At 63.7% G+C, this 12,541-nt stretch carries 15 protein-coding genes and 1 tRNA gene; 8 read left to right on the forward strand and 8 right to left on the reverse strand.

What is annotated here, in order from left to right:
* Positions 1 to 30: 30 nt before the first annotated feature.
* The 3 genes from G6N82_RS03085 to G6N82_RS03095 form a co-directional block, all read right to left on the reverse strand.
* Positions 31 to 708, reverse strand: a complete 678-nt coding sequence (locus tag G6N82_RS03085; protein ID WP_165193615.1) for a response regulator transcription factor — start codon at positions 706 to 708, stop codon at positions 31 to 33.
* An 87-nt stretch (positions 709 to 795) separates the two neighbouring features.
* Complete coding sequence (locus G6N82_RS03090; protein ID WP_206520334.1) at positions 796 to 1,104, reverse strand: PepSY domain-containing protein; 309 nt, start codon at positions 1,102 to 1,104, stop codon at positions 796 to 798.
* Positions 1,105 to 1,174: 70 nt separating this feature from the next.
* On the reverse strand, positions 1,175 to 1,909 hold the full coding sequence (locus G6N82_RS03095) for an SIMPL domain-containing protein (protein WP_165193619.1): 735 nt from the start codon (positions 1,907 to 1,909) through the stop codon (positions 1,175 to 1,177).
* 97 nt (positions 1,910 to 2,006) lie between these two features.
* On the opposite strand from G6N82_RS03095, the gene G6N82_RS03100 reads away from it, so the two are divergent.
* Positions 2,007 to 3,833, forward strand: a complete 1,827-nt coding sequence (locus G6N82_RS03100) for an ATP-binding cassette domain-containing protein (protein WP_165193621.1) — start codon at positions 2,007 to 2,009, stop codon at positions 3,831 to 3,833.
* Positions 3,834 to 3,843: 10 nt separating this feature from the next.
* Here G6N82_RS03100 and G6N82_RS03105 read toward each other — a convergent pair whose 3' ends face one another.
* Entirely contained in the window at positions 3,844 to 4,317 is a 474-nt protein-coding gene (locus G6N82_RS03105) for a DUF6456 domain-containing protein (protein WP_165193623.1), read from the reverse strand.
* Between the two features lie 102 nt (positions 4,318 to 4,419).
* Between G6N82_RS03105 and G6N82_RS03110 the strand changes: the two genes are divergently transcribed.
* Positions 4,420 to 4,992 carry a helix-turn-helix transcriptional regulator gene (locus G6N82_RS03110; protein WP_165193625.1) on the forward strand — a complete coding sequence of 191 codons (573 nt, stop codon included), beginning with the start codon at positions 4,420 to 4,422 and terminating at the stop codon, positions 4,990 to 4,992.
* Here G6N82_RS03110 and secF read toward each other — a convergent pair.
* From secF to yajC, 3 genes are read right to left on the reverse strand one after another with little or no spacing between them, the layout of a single operon-like run.
* The gene (gene secF / locus G6N82_RS03115; RefSeq protein WP_165193627.1) at positions 4,989 to 5,966 is read right to left on the reverse strand and encodes a protein translocase subunit SecF; all 978 of its coding nucleotides are present in this window, start codon (positions 5,964 to 5,966) and stop codon (positions 4,989 to 4,991) included. The two genes, G6N82_RS03110 and secF, sit on opposite strands and share 4 nt — an antisense overlap.
* 12 nt (positions 5,967 to 5,978) lie before the next feature.
* Entirely contained in the window at positions 5,979 to 7,583 is a 1,605-nt protein-coding gene (gene secD / locus G6N82_RS03120) for a protein translocase subunit SecD (protein ID WP_165193629.1), read from the reverse strand.
* A gap of 29 nt (positions 7,584 to 7,612) precedes the next feature.
* Positions 7,613 to 7,933 carry a preprotein translocase subunit YajC gene (gene yajC / locus G6N82_RS03125; protein WP_165193631.1) on the reverse strand — a complete coding sequence of 107 codons (321 nt, stop codon included), beginning with the start codon at positions 7,931 to 7,933 and terminating at the stop codon, positions 7,613 to 7,615.
* Positions 7,934 to 8,156: 223 nt separating this feature from the next.
* Between yajC and G6N82_RS03130 the strand changes: the two genes are divergently transcribed.
* The 3 genes from G6N82_RS03130 to G6N82_RS03140 all read left to right on the forward strand — a co-directional run bounded on the left by G6N82_RS03130 (position 8,157) and on the right by G6N82_RS03140 (position 9,693).
* Positions 8,157 to 8,233: transfer RNA gene (locus G6N82_RS03130), tRNA-Pro, on the forward strand.
* A gap of 76 nt (positions 8,234 to 8,309) precedes the next feature.
* Entirely contained in the window at positions 8,310 to 9,215 is a 906-nt protein-coding gene (locus tag G6N82_RS03135; RefSeq protein ID WP_165193633.1) for a CoA ester lyase, read from the forward strand.
* A 61-nt stretch (positions 9,216 to 9,276) separates the two neighbouring features.
* The gene (locus tag G6N82_RS03140) at positions 9,277 to 9,693 is read left to right on the forward strand and encodes a holin family protein (protein WP_165193635.1); all 417 of its coding nucleotides are present in this window, start codon (positions 9,277 to 9,279) and stop codon (positions 9,691 to 9,693) included.
* A gap of 55 nt (positions 9,694 to 9,748) precedes the next feature.
* Here G6N82_RS03140 and G6N82_RS03145 read toward each other — a convergent pair whose 3' ends face one another.
* Entirely contained in the window at positions 9,749 to 9,964 is a 216-nt protein-coding gene (locus G6N82_RS03145; protein WP_165193637.1) for a hypothetical protein, read from the reverse strand.
* A gap of 129 nt (positions 9,965 to 10,093) precedes the next feature.
* On the opposite strand from G6N82_RS03145, the gene G6N82_RS03150 reads away from it, so the two are divergent.
* The 3 genes from G6N82_RS03150 to accC all read left to right on the forward strand — a co-directional run bounded on the left by G6N82_RS03150 (position 10,094) and on the right by accC (position 12,486).
* Complete coding sequence (locus G6N82_RS03150) at positions 10,094 to 10,543, forward strand: type II 3-dehydroquinate dehydratase (protein ID WP_165193639.1); 450 nt, start codon at positions 10,094 to 10,096, stop codon at positions 10,541 to 10,543.
* Between the two features lie 92 nt (positions 10,544 to 10,635).
* Positions 10,636 to 11,133: an acetyl-CoA carboxylase biotin carboxyl carrier protein gene (accB, locus tag G6N82_RS03155; protein WP_241255172.1), complete on the forward strand. Its 498-nt coding sequence runs from the start codon at positions 10,636 to 10,638 to the stop codon at positions 11,131 to 11,133.
* A 3-nt stretch (positions 11,134 to 11,136) separates the two neighbouring features.
* Positions 11,137 to 12,486 (forward strand): acetyl-CoA carboxylase biotin carboxylase subunit, encoded by a 1,350-nt coding sequence (gene accC / locus G6N82_RS03160; RefSeq protein WP_165193641.1) that lies wholly within the window; start codon positions 11,137 to 11,139, stop codon positions 12,484 to 12,486.
* The last annotated feature ends 55 nt before the right edge of the window (positions 12,487 to 12,541 follow it).

The following is a 12,541-nucleotide window of genomic DNA, read 5'->3' on the forward strand; positions in this document are numbered from 1 at the left end:
GGCGCGGTGCCCGCCGGGGCTTCCTCCGCCTCAGGCGCGGGGCTGGTCAGCGGGGTCGTCGAGGCTGTAACCGAGTCCACGGATCGTCGTGATTACCTCTGCACCGAGTTTCTTGCGGATGCGCGTCACAAACACTTCGATGGTGTTCGAATCGCGGTCGAAATCCTGGTCATAGATATGTTCGATCAGCTCGGTCCGGCTCACCACCTTGCCCTTGTGGTGCATCAGATAGCTCAAGAGCTTGTACTCCTGCGCCGTCAGCTTGACCGGTTCGCCATTGAGCGTGACCCGGCCCGAACGGGTATCGAGCCGCACATCGCCCGCGGTCAGCTCTGCCGAAGTGTTGCCCGAGGCGCGGCGGATCAGCGCGCGCAGGCGGGCGATCAGTTCCTCCGTCTGGAAAGGCTTGGCGAGATAGTCATCGGCGCCGGCGTCAAGCCCAGCCACCTTGTCCGACCAGCTGTCGCGCGCGGTCAGCACCAGCACGGGAAAGGTGCGGCCTTCGCGCCGCCACATGCCCAGCACGGTCAGGCCGTCAATTTCCGGCAGGCCAAGGTCAAGGATCACGGCATCGTAATCCTCGGTGCTGCCCATGAAGTGTCCGTCTTCGCCATCGGTGGAAAGGTCCACCGCATAGCCGGTCTGCTCAAGGGTCGACTTGAGCTGCTTTCCCAGCGTTGGCTCGTCTTCGACAATGAGGATGCGCATAGTCCCTGCTGTCTCCAAGGTTGATGCAAAGTCTGTTGGGCGTTTGCGGTGGAAGCGTCAAGCTGCAGGAGCAGCTTGCATTCCGCATCACCGAGAGCGGTTGATGATCCGCCCGGTGCGGGCATCGACATCGACAAAGGTGACCCGCCCATCCTTGATGAACTTGAGGCGATACGCGCGCGCCGTCGAATCGTAGGAAGGGCCGAGATATTCGCTCCCCTCCATCTGCGGCAGCACGCGCCGTTCGATCTCGCGCAAGGACAGCACATTGCCGGCGCGCATTTCCTTGCGCGCCTCACCCTGGTCGCTCTGCGCCTGGCTTTCGCCAGCGGTAGCCGCAACCGCACCGGACAGCGCCAGCGCAATGGGTGCAAGGACAATGGCAAGATGCTTCATCATGGGTGCAATGCCTAAGCCCGAAGCTTTGAACAAGGTGTGAATGCTGCTCGCCCCCGCCGTTCAGCTATCATGGCCTTGGGCTGACCATCTCATACTTCACGGAAATCGAGATACCGGTCGAGACCATGCCCGGCTCCACCGGCGGTGCCGCAGCCACGCTGTCGGCTGCCAGTTCGCGCATCTGCGGCATCGGCGCCGGGTTGTAACCCATCAGCGCCTCGCTGATTTCAAGCAGGCGGATGTCGCCGAAGCCCGACATTGCGGCGTAGCTGCGCGCTTGTTGCTGCGCGCGCTCCATCGCCCGCTTGCGCGCGATCTCGCGTGCTGCCGTGTCGTCCTGCACCGAGAAGCTGGGTCCGCCGATATCGGTCGCCCCTGCCGCAACAAGTGCGTCGAGCACCTTGCCGGTTTCCTCGATCTCGCGCAGCTTTACCGAGACGCGGTTCGAGACCTGGTAGCCGCGAAACACCGGCTGCTGGTTGCCACGGTCATAGTCATAGCGCGGGCTGAGGTTGATCCCCGAAGTCTGGATGTCTCTTTCGGCAATGCCCAGCGCCTTGATGCGATCGACCACGCGCCGCATCTCGGCCGAATTGGCGCGCACCGCCTCGACCGCCGTATTGGCTTCGGTTGTCACGCCAGCGCTGATCGTTGCCATGTCAGGCGCCAGCTCGACCGTTTCATAGACGTTCAGCTCAACCACAGGGCCAGTTACGGCGATCTGCACTTCAGCGGCTGTCGCGGCGGCGGCCAGCGGGGCGGAGGCCATGGCGACCAAGGCGGGGAAAGTCAGGCGCTTCATTATCAATCTCCTGCAATTTTTTCGCTCAATGGCGCAAATCGGCTTGCGAGGGAATGAACCGCCTTGTGGCGCGCGCGCAGCCCCTAACTGGCGCGCGATGGCGCAACCACCGATCCTCTCCTGGGAAGGCCTTGGCCTGCAGCAAGGCGGCCGCTGGCTGCTGGGCGGGCCTGAGCGCGAGAATATCGACTTGCATATCGGCCCGCGCGACCGGCTGGCGCTGATCGGCCGCAATGGCGCGGGCAAAACCACGCTGTTTCGCCTGATCGACAACCGGATCGAAGCCGACCAGGGCCAGCGCAAGATCAAGCCGGGCACCCGCGTCGTCTATCTCGAGCAGGAACCCGATTTCAGCGAATACGCCACGCTGATGGACTTCGCGCTGGGAGGCACCCATCCGCCCGCGCCGCACCAAGTGGAATCCATCGCCGGCCAGCTGGGCATCGATATGTCGCGCCCCGCCGCCACCGCCAGCGGCGGCGAGAAGCGCCGCGCGGCCATCGCCCGCGCGCTGGCGCAAGACCCCGACGTGCTGCTGATGGACGAGCCGACCAACCATCTGGACTTGGGCGCGATTGACTGGCTGGAGGACTGGCTGACCCGCTACAGGGGCGCCTTCATAGTCATCAGCCATGACCGCACCTTCCTGAAGCGCCTCACCAGCGCCACGCTGTGGCTCGATCGCGGCATCATCCGCCGCAAGGAAGTTGGCTTCGGTGGCTATGAGGCGTGGGAAGAGCAGGTCTACGCTGAGGAAGCGCGAGCTGCCGAAAAGCTCGACGCCAAGCTCAAACTTGAAGCGCACTGGCTCGAACGCGGAGTGACCGCGCGGCGCAAGCGCAACCAGGGCCGGCTGGAAAAGCTGTGGCAGATGCGCGCCGCACGCGCAGCGATGATCTCGACCGCCGGGACTGCCAAGCTCAAGCTGGCAAGCGACGAAGAATTCAAATCCAAGTCCGTGATCGTGGCCGAGAAGGTAGAGAAATCATACGGCGAGCGTCGCGTGATCCGCGATTTCTCGCTGCGGATCCAGCGCGGCGACCGCATCGGCATCGTCGGCGCCAATGGCGCGGGCAAGACCACGCTGCTCAAGCTGCTGACCGGCGAGATGGCACCCGACAGCGGCAGCGTGACCATCGCCAAGACGCTTTCGGGCGTGATGATTGACCAGCAGCGCAGCCTGATGGAACCTGACCGCACGGTGCGCCAGGTGCTGGCCGAAGGTGGCGACTGGATCGACGTGCGCGGCATACGCAAGCACGTGCAGGGCTATCTCAAGGAATTCCTGTTCGATCCCAAGATCGTCGACACCAAGGTCGGCACGCTCTCGGGTGGTGAACGCAGCCGTTTGCTGCTGGCGCGTGAATTCGCCCGCACCGCGAACCTGCTGGTGCTGGACGAGCCGACTAACGACCTCGACCTTGAAACGCTCGACCTGCTGCAGGAAGTGATCGCCGATTTTGACGGCACCGTGCTGATCGTCAGCCATGACCGCGACTTCCTTGATCGCACCGTCACCATCACACTGGGATTGGACGGTTCGGGCAAGGTAGATGTGGTGGCCGGCGGGTACGAGGACTGGGAGAAGAAGCGGCGCGAGCCATCCTCTCCGACACGGGGAGAGGGACCATCGCGCAGCAATGGTGGAGGGGCACAGGCCACTAAGGCCGAAGCTAGCCCGCCGCCGCCCAAATCGACCAAGCTCTCCTACAAGGACCAGCGCGACTACGAACTTTTGCCCGCGCGGATCGAGGAACTCGAAGCCGCCATCGCGCGCGGGGAAAACATCCTCTCGGACCCCGATCTCTACACGAAAGACCCGCAGAAATTCGCGACCATCAGCAAGGGCATCGAAAACGCCCGCGCCGAGAAAGATGCGGCCGAGGAGCGCTGGCTGGAACTGGCGGAACGGGTCGAAGGCTGACTAGCCTAGGTCACTCCACCCGATAGAAATTGGCCACCCGGTCGAGCGCCAGCTTGAGCACCAACTTGCCGCTGCGCGCGGGCCAGCCCAGGGCTTTCTCTGCATCGGGCACGGGTTCGCACGCACAGACCACCCGCCAAAGGATGTCCTGCAGGCCGCTGCCCGCCTCGCGCAGCGCGCCATCGAACCGCGCCTTGGCGGCAATCTGGCGTTCGGTCGCGGTCAGCCCCTGGTCGCCGGTCGACTTCACCCGCACCGGATCCCACCGCATCGTCACATTGGCGCCGAGCTGGGCCCGCTCATAGTCGGCGCGGAGTCGCTCGCCCGCGGCGAACAGGCGATCGTCAAGGTGCCCCCGCGCGTGCAGCCAGCCGAGCGGACTCTCCGCCAGATTGACCGTTACGCTGCGCCGCTTGCCACGCGCACCATTGCCGCGCAGCGGGCCCTCTACCGTCAGTTCGCGTTCTGCCAGCATCCGCCGCATTCCCTGTCTCCTGTTGATGAGTCCGGCGGGCGGCTTGCAATGCAAAGGTTCGTGTAGGAAAGTAAAATCACCAATCAGGTTAGCTGCGACGGGAGAGCAACGGTGATCAATCGCATCCGCGACATCCGCAAGAGCAAGGGCATGACGCTGGCCGATCTGGCCGATGCCTGCAGCCCGCCGACCACCCCGCAAACCATCGGGCGGCTCGAAACCGGGATGCGCAACCTGTCGCTCAAATGGATGGAGCGCATCGCGGCAGCGCTGGAAGTCGATCCCGAAATGCTGGTTCGATCGGAGGAAACCCCGGCGCCGATGGTCGTAGCCAGCCTGCGTGCCGCCGGGCCGGAAGCGCTGGCGAAGCCGCGCGAGGCGCTGCTCCCGGCCGATATTGCGGGCGAAGGATCGCTCACGGTACTCAGCGTGGCCGAGAGCGTCGGCGAATCCCGCCCGGGCGACCTGCTTTGGCTACGCCAGCTTGCGCCTGCTGAAGCTGCGCATGCGATCAATCGCGACGTGCTGGTCCCCCGCCCCGGCGGGCGCTTTGCCTTCGGGCGGCTGATCGACCGGCAGGGTGACCTGGTCGGCATCCTGCCGCCAGGCAGCGGGCAGAAGCAGCAAGTGGTCGACAACCCGCCATGGATTGCCGTGGCCGAAATGCTCGTGCGAAAGCTTTAGGCTTCCCCGCGCGCTTTCTTTTCCTGCCGGTCCGCTTCGCTTTCGCGCGGCACGAAGCTGTCGGACGTCACGCCCATCCACACCAGCAGCGGCGCCGCCATGTAGATTGAGCTGTAGGTGCCGATGAAGATGCCCAGCGTGATCGCGGCGACCAGGCCAAACAGGCTGGCGGGACCAAAGAGGAGCAGCGGCACGAGCGCCACCAGCAGCGTCAGGCTGGTCATGACCGTACGCGCCAGAGTTTCGTTGACGGAGAGGTCCAGCAAGTCCGGCACATCCATCTTGCGATACTTCTTCAGGTTCTCGCGGATGCGGTCGTAAACGACGATGGTGTCGTTCAGCGAATAGCCGATGATCGCCAGGATTGCGGCGATGATCTGCAGGCTGAATTCCATCTGGAACAGCGCGAACATGCCCAGGGTGACCGAAACGTCGTGGAACAGCGCGAACAGGCCACCCACGCCGAACTGCCATTCGAAGCGGATCCAGATATATAGCGCCACCGCCAACATCGCGGCGATCAGCGCCAGCACTGCATCGTTACGGAACTCGCCTGCAACCTTGCCCGAAACGGTGTCATTCCCGTCGCGCCGTACGTCGGGATATTCCGCTTCGATTGCGCTGATCACGCGGTTGCCGATCTCGGTCGCGGCGCCTGGCGTGTTTTCGACATCTTCGGGCAAGCGGACGCGGATCGAAACCTGGTTGGGTTCGCCGAATTCCTGCACCACCGGGGTTCCGTAACCCAGCCCCTCCACCAGCACGCGCAGTTGCGGGATCGGGGCCTCCTCACGCTGTTCGAAGGTCAGCCGCACTTCCTGGCCGCCGGCAAAGTCGACGCCATAATTGATGCCCTTGGTCAGCACCAAGGCCCAGCTGGCCGCGATCAGCAGCAGGCTGACCACGAAGAACGGCACGCGCCATTTGAGGAACTTGATGTTGGTGTCGTCGGGGACGAGCTTGAGAAGTCGCATCGTTCCTGCCCCTTACAGATTGATATCGCCGGGCCGCGCCTTGCGCAGCCAGCCCGCCACCCACATCCGGGTGAGCGTGACAGCGGTGAAAACGCTGGTGAACAACCCGATCACCAGCACGACGGCGAAGCCGCGCACCGGGCCGGAGCCGAACAGGAACAGCAGCACGCCTGCGATGAAATTGGTGACGTTCGCGTCATAGATGGCGCGGCTGGCTTCCTTGTAGCCGGTTTCGACCGCAGCCACCACGCGCCGCCCGCGCTTGCGCTCTTCGCGGATACGCTCGTTGATCAGCACGTTGGCGTCCACCGCCGCACCGATCGTCAGCACGAAGCCGGCGATGCCGGGCAGGGTCAGCGTCGTATTAAGCCCGGCCATGATGCCGAGAATGATCATGACGTTGAAGACCAGCGCCAGCGTCGCATACACACCGAACCGGCCATAGCTAAGGATCATCAGCGCGATCACCGCGACCGAACCGATCATCATCGCCAAGAGGCCGCGCTTGATCGAATCCGCGCCCAGGTCAGGCCCGACGGTGCGTTCCTCGATCACGGTCAGGTCGACCGGCAAGGCACCCGAGCGCAGCGAGATTGCCAGGTTGTTGGCGGTATCGACGGTAAAGCTGCCCGAAATCTGGGCGCTGCCGCCAAGGATTGGCTCGTTGATATTGGGCGCGGAGAGCACCTTGCCGTCAAGGATGATCGCGAATGGGCGGTTGACGTTTTCCGTCGTCAGTTTGGCAAAGCGTGCGCCGCCTTGCTGGTCAAACGTGATATTGACCACGGCTTCGTTGGTCTGCGGGTCGAAGCTCTGCTGCGCATTGATCAGATTGTCACCGCGAATGCCGCCAAGGCGGCGTACGGCGACCGAAGTTCCTGCGAATGGCGTACCTTCCGCATAGGGAAAGATTTCCGAACCGAGCGGGGCAATGCCCTGCTCGACATCGCTCGGCAGCGCGGTCTGGTCGACCAGCTTGAATTCGAGCTTGGCAGTCTGGCCCAGCAGCTCCTTGAGCTGATCCGGGTCCTGCAGGCCGGGGACCTGCACCACGATGCGGGTGTCGCCCTGGCGAATAATCGTCGGCTCGCGCGTGCCCAGCGCGTCGATACGCTTGCGCACCACTTCCGTGGCACTGTCCATCGCCTGCGAAACCGCAGTATCGAGCCCGTCCTGTGTCGGGGTCAGCACCATGCGCTGCCCGTCCTGCACGGTCAGGTCCCATTCGCGCACCAGCCCCGAACCGTTCATCAGCGGCAGCAGCAGCTCGCGCGCACGATCGAGATCGGCCGGATCGTCCAGCATGAAGCTCAATCGCCCTTCAGCGGTCGAAACATCGCCAATTCGGATGCGGCTTTCAGGGGTCGATCCGCGCATCAGGGAGCGGACCGATTCCTCCATGTTTTCAAGCCGCTGCGAGGCGACCTGCGCCCGGTCCGCCTCAAGCAGGATGTGGCTGCCACCGGCGAGGTCGAGGCCAAGATTGATCTCGGGGTCAGGCAGGAAATCCGGCCAGTCGAAGCCTGTGTTGGAAAGCAGGGAAGGCAGCGCGGCAAGCGACGCCAGCAGCGTCAGCCCCCATAGCCATACCTTCTTCCAGGTCGGAAAATCGAGCATCAGAGTAGCAACCCGTCCTTGGCTTCAGGTCAGTCGTTCGCCGGCGAGCCGCCCGGCGGGATGATATCGCCGATGGTGCTTTTCACCGCCTTGACCCGTACGCCCTGCGCCAGGTCGATTTCGGCATAGGTGTCATCCACCTTGGCCACCTTGCCCACCAGGCCGCCCGCGGTGATCACCTGGTCGCCCTTCTTGAGGCCCGCGATCTTCTGCTGGTGTTCCTTCTGCCGCTTCATTTGCGGGCGGATGATGAGGAACCAGAAAATCAGGATCATGCCGATGATCGGCAGCCACTGGATCCAGGCGGGCGGTGCTTCGGCACTGGCCGCGGCGGCAAGAATGTCTAGCATGGGATTGAAGCCTGTCAGACTGAAAGATGGACCATTGCGGGATTGCCCGGCATGCCGCGTTCACGGTGCGCCGAAGCCTTCCCGCTTCGCTAAGTGGGCGCGGTTAGCAGCATTGCAAGCGAGCCGCAATTGCGCGCGCGAAACTGTGGCAGACTATCCTCACTGGCGATCGCGGCTTGCCAGCTACAAAGCGCCGCCCTATAGGGCCGCCCTCCACTGGTCTCGGGACGTAGCGCAGCCTGGTAGCGCATCACACTGGGGGTGTGGGGGTCGGAGGTTCGAATCCTCTCGTCCCGACCAGTGGAAAGTCTCCCCAACCCGCTATTGCGCCGTTCCGGTCAGCGCCTTAACCGGCGTGGCCGAGGAGACATTTGGCATGAGCGAGCAAGCCACCCTTCCCCGCCAAGATCGCGCCAGAATGCGCAGCTGGCTGTTTGCCCCCGGTGACAGCGAGCGCAAGATGCTAAAGGCGAGCGAAAGCGCCGCCGACATCGTGCTGCTCGACCTTGAGGATTCGGTCACACCCGAAAACAAGCCCGCCGCGCGACAACTGGTCGCCGACTTTCTCAACGGCCGCGAGGACAAGCACCGTATCTGGGTGCGTGTGAACCCGCTTACCAGCGGCGAAACCGAGGCGGATCTCGATGCGATCATGGCAGCGGCGCCCGGAGGATTGTTCCTGCCCAAGGCCGAAGGACGCCAGGACGTTGCGGCGCTCGACGCTATGCTGACCGCGCGCGAAACCGATCATGTCATCCCGACCGGATCCACCCGCGTTGCCGCGCTGGTGACCGAAACGCCCAAGGCGATGTTCCATTGCGGCGACTATGCCTTCGCGCCGCGACTGGTGGCGATGAGCTGGGGTGCGGAGGACCTGTCATCCGCGCTTGGCGCGCGGGTGCAGCACCGGCCCGATGGCTCCTACATGCCGACCTATGAGCTTGCCCGCAGCCTGTGCCTGCTCGGCGCGGTGGCGGCAGGCTGCACCCCGATCGAGACGGTGATGCCCGAATTTCGCGACCTCGAAAAACTGCGTGAACGTGCGCTGATGGTGCGCGGCCAGGGCTATCGCGGGATGCTGGCGATCCACCCGGCGCAGGTCGACGTGATCAACGAAGCCTTCACGCCCAGTGCGGAAGAGATCTCCCACGCCCGCGCAGTTGTGCAGGCCTTCGCCGACAACCCCGGCACCGGCACCGTGGGGCTGGACGGGCAGATGCTGGACCGGCCGCATCTCGCGCTGGCCCAGCGGTTGCTGGCGGAGGCCGGCGAAAGCGGCTGATTTTCCTACATGAACCCATTTGGTTATTTCTCCTGCAATTCACCCTGCAGGAGCATGACCCATGGCATTCATCGATTCGCTGATTGGCCCCCTCGCCTCGATCATCGACAAGATCATCCCCGACAAGGAAGCGCGCGCCCGCGCCAAGCTGGAACTGCTGCGGCTTGAAGGCACGCAAGAGATGGAGCTGATCCAGGCGCGCCTCCAAGCAATCGTGGCCGAGGCGCAGTCATCCGATCCATGGACCAGCCGCGCCCGCCCCAGCTTCCTCTATGTGATGTATGCGATGATCCTGTGGGCGTTGCCGATGGGCGTGCTCGCCGCGTTCAATCCCGCCGCCGCAAGGGACATCGCCAGCGGCATGAATGCCTATCTCAATGGCTTGCCCGAACCGCTCTATGCGCTGTTTGGCACCGGCTATCTCGGCTACACCGCCGCCCGCCAATGGGGTAAGGTAAAGGGGGTTGAGCGATCATAGGTCGCCCCCTCAACCGCATTAAACGGATGGGCGAGCAAAGCGTCTGGCCTGGAAATCAGCCGCGTCGCACCTTGCGGAACCGCCCCAATTTGTCACGCCGGTAATCGAGCCGCTCGGTGGGCTTGTTCAACCATCGGAACAGGCGCCTGAAGATCGACTGGTTGCCGTTCGCCCCTTCCAGCTCGGCCTGGTTGTCGGCAAAATCGGCACTTGCCCAATACACGAGCGTGCACAAGCCGATCAGCAGAACGATCGGCACGAGCCCGGCCAAGATCAAGAATATGACGAACATGCCCCACCAGTTATCGCTGTCGCGATAGCCGATTTCGGGCAGAGCGCCAAAAACTCAAAAGGATAGCTTCCGCTTCCCCCCCGTTGCACTTCCCGCTAACCAGCGGGCATGACCGCTGCATCCAACCTCGTCTATGTCCTCAACGGGCCAAACCTCAACCTGCTCGGCACGCGCGAGCCCGAAATCTATGGCGCGACTACGCTCGACGAGATCGCCGGGATGCTGGAAGATCGCGCCCGCGAGCTGGGCCTCGAAATCGACATGCGCCAGACCAACCACGAAGGCATGCTGATCGACTGGCTGCACGAAGCGCAGGCCGAAGGCGCGCGCGCGGTGTTGCTCAATGCGGCGGCCTATACCCACACATCGATCGCGCTGCTCGATGCGATCAAGGCGATCCGCACGCCGGTGATCGAAGTCCACCTGTCTGACCCGACCACGCGCGAGCCGTTTCGCCACACTTCCTATGTCGGTATGGCGGCGGCCAAATGCGTGCAGGGGCACGGGGCCAACAGCTACCTGATCGCGCTGGAAGCGGTCGCCGCCGGCGAAGTGTGAGCGCGCGCTTCACAAAAAAGTCACAACGCGCCTCTTGCCAGCCACAATTCCCGCGAATAGTCACGCCCGCAACGAAGTTCTGAGGGGCGATAATGGCCGAACGAAAGACCAATGCCGGGCGCAATTCCGGCATGAATGTCGATACCAAGCTGGTTCGCGAGCTTGCCGAACTGCTCAATGAAACCGGGCTCACCGAAATCGAAGTCGAGGACAATGACCGCAAGATCCGCGTCTCGCGTGGCGGCGGCGTGGTTGCGGCTGCCCCGGTTATGGCTCACGCCCCGGCGCCCGCCGCAGCTCCCGCTCCTGCCGCTGCCGCTCCCGCAGCCGAAAGCGCGCCTGCAGCACCCGATCACGCCAATGCGCTGAAATCGCCCATGGTCGGCACCGCCTATCTCGCGCCCGAGCCGGGCGCCGCCAATTTCGTCAGCGTCGGCCAGGCGGTGAAGGAAGGTGACACGCTGCTGATCATCGAAGCGATGAAAGTGATGAACCCGATCGCCGCCGACAAGTCCGGCACGGTCACGGCGATCCTGATCGAAAACGCGCAGCCGGTCGAATTCGGCCAGCCGCTCGTCGCTATCGGGTAAGTGATGGCGATCAAACGCATCCTGATCGCCAATCGCGGCGAAATCGCGCTGCGCATCCATCGCGCCGCGCATGAAATGGGGATCGAAACGGTCGCGGTGCATTCCACCGCCGATGCCGATGCCATGCACGTGCGGCTGGCGGATCAGGCGGTGTGCATCGGACCGCCGCCCGCGACGGACAGCTATCTCAATGTCGCGGCAATCATCTCTGCCGCCGAGGTTACCCACGCCGATGCGATCCACCCCGGCTATGGCTTCCTGTCGGAAAACGCCAAATTCGCCGAAATCGTTGAAGCGCATGACATCGCCTGGATCGGGCCCAAGCCCGAGCATATCCGCACCATGGGCGACAAGGTCGAGGCGAAGCGCACCGCAGGCGCATTGGGCCTGCCGCTGGTCCCCGGCTCTGACGGCGCGGTCTCCGATTATGACGAGGCGCGCAAGATCGCCAAGGACATCGGCTATCCGGTGATCATCAAGGCCGCGAGCGGCGGCGGCGGTCGCGGCATGAAGGTCTGCGAAAGCGAAGACCAACTCGAAAGCCTGATGAAGCAGGCGGGCAGCGAGGCCAAGGCCGCCTTCGGCGATGCCACCGTCTATATCGAGAAGTACCTCGGCAATCCGCGCCACATCGAATTCCAGGTATTCGGCGACGGCAACGGCAACGCGATCCATTTGGGCGAGCGCGACTGCTCGCTCCAGCGGCGCCACCAGAAAGTGCTGGAGGAAGCGCCCTCGCCCGTCATTTCGGCCGAGGAACGCCACCGCATGGGCGAAATCTGCGCGCAGGCGATGCGCGACATGGCCTATCGCGGGGCGGGCACGATCGAGTTCCTGTGGGAGAACGGCGAGTTCTATTTCATCGAGATGAACACCCGCCTGCAGGTGGAACACCCGGTGACGGAAGCCATCACCGGGGTTGACCTGGTGCGCGAGCAGATCCGCATTGCCGAGGGCAAGCCGCTGTCCGTGGCGCAAGCGGACCTGGAATTCCACGGCCACGCGATCGAATGCCGCATCAATGCGGAGGATCCCTTTACCTTCGCTCCCTCGCCCGGCCCCGTGAACTATTACCACGCCGCGGGCGGCATGCATGTGCGGGTCGATTCAGGACTCTATGCCGGCTACCGGATCCCGCCCTATTACGACAGCATGATCGCCAAGCTGATCGTCTATGGCCGCACCCGCGAAGGCTGCATCATGCGGCTGCGCCGCGCGCTGGAGGAAATGGTGGTCGAAGGGGTGAAGACCAACATCCCGCTCCACCAGGAATTGCTGCGGCAGGACGATATCCTGAACGGCGATTACACCATCAAGTGGCTGGAGGAGTGGCTGGCGAAGCGCGCGGGGTGAATGTCGGCTAACGACCCAAAAACTGGCATCGACTCTGCAGGCAAAGAATTAATTG

It is taken from the genome of Altererythrobacter sp. BO-6, from assembly GCF_011047315.1.
Classification (GTDB): domain Bacteria; phylum Pseudomonadota; class Alphaproteobacteria; order Sphingomonadales; family Sphingomonadaceae; genus Erythrobacter.

Coding starts and splice junctions, on each gene's coding strand:
- G6N82_RS03085 (WP_165193615.1), bottom strand. CDS start 708: ATGCGCATCCTCATTGTCGAAGACGAGCCAACGCTGGGAAAGCAGCTC.
- G6N82_RS03090 (WP_206520334.1), bottom strand. CDS start 1,104: ATGAAGCATCTTGCCATTGTCCTTGCACCCATTGCGCTGGCGCTGTCC.
- G6N82_RS03095 (WP_165193619.1), bottom strand. CDS start 1,909: ATGAAGCGCCTGACTTTCCCCGCCTTGGTCGCCATGGCCTCCGCCCCG.
- G6N82_RS03100 (WP_165193621.1), top strand. CDS start 2,007: ATGGCGCAACCACCGATCCTCTCCTGGGAAGGCCTTGGCCTGCAGCAA.
- G6N82_RS03105 (WP_165193623.1), bottom strand. CDS start 4,317: ATGCGGCGGATGCTGGCAGAACGCGAACTGACGGTAGAGGGCCCGCTG.
- secF (WP_165193627.1), bottom strand. CDS start 5,966: ATGCGACTTCTCAAGCTCGTCCCCGACGACACCAACATCAAGTTCCTC.
- secD (WP_165193629.1), bottom strand. CDS start 7,583: ATGCTCGATTTTCCGACCTGGAAGAAGGTATGGCTATGGGGGCTGACG.
- yajC (WP_165193631.1), bottom strand. CDS start 7,933: ATGCTAGACATTCTTGCCGCCGCGGCCAGTGCCGAAGCACCGCCCGCC.
- G6N82_RS03135 (WP_165193633.1), top strand. CDS start 8,310: ATGAGCGAGCAAGCCACCCTTCCCCGCCAAGATCGCGCCAGAATGCGC.
- G6N82_RS03140 (WP_165193635.1), top strand. CDS start 9,277: ATGGCATTCATCGATTCGCTGATTGGCCCCCTCGCCTCGATCATCGAC.
- G6N82_RS03150 (WP_165193639.1), top strand. CDS start 10,094: ATGACCGCTGCATCCAACCTCGTCTATGTCCTCAACGGGCCAAACCTC.
- accB (WP_241255172.1), top strand. CDS start 10,636: ATGGCCGAACGAAAGACCAATGCCGGGCGCAATTCCGGCATGAATGTC.
- accC (WP_165193641.1), top strand. CDS start 11,137: ATGGCGATCAAACGCATCCTGATCGCCAATCGCGGCGAAATCGCGCTG.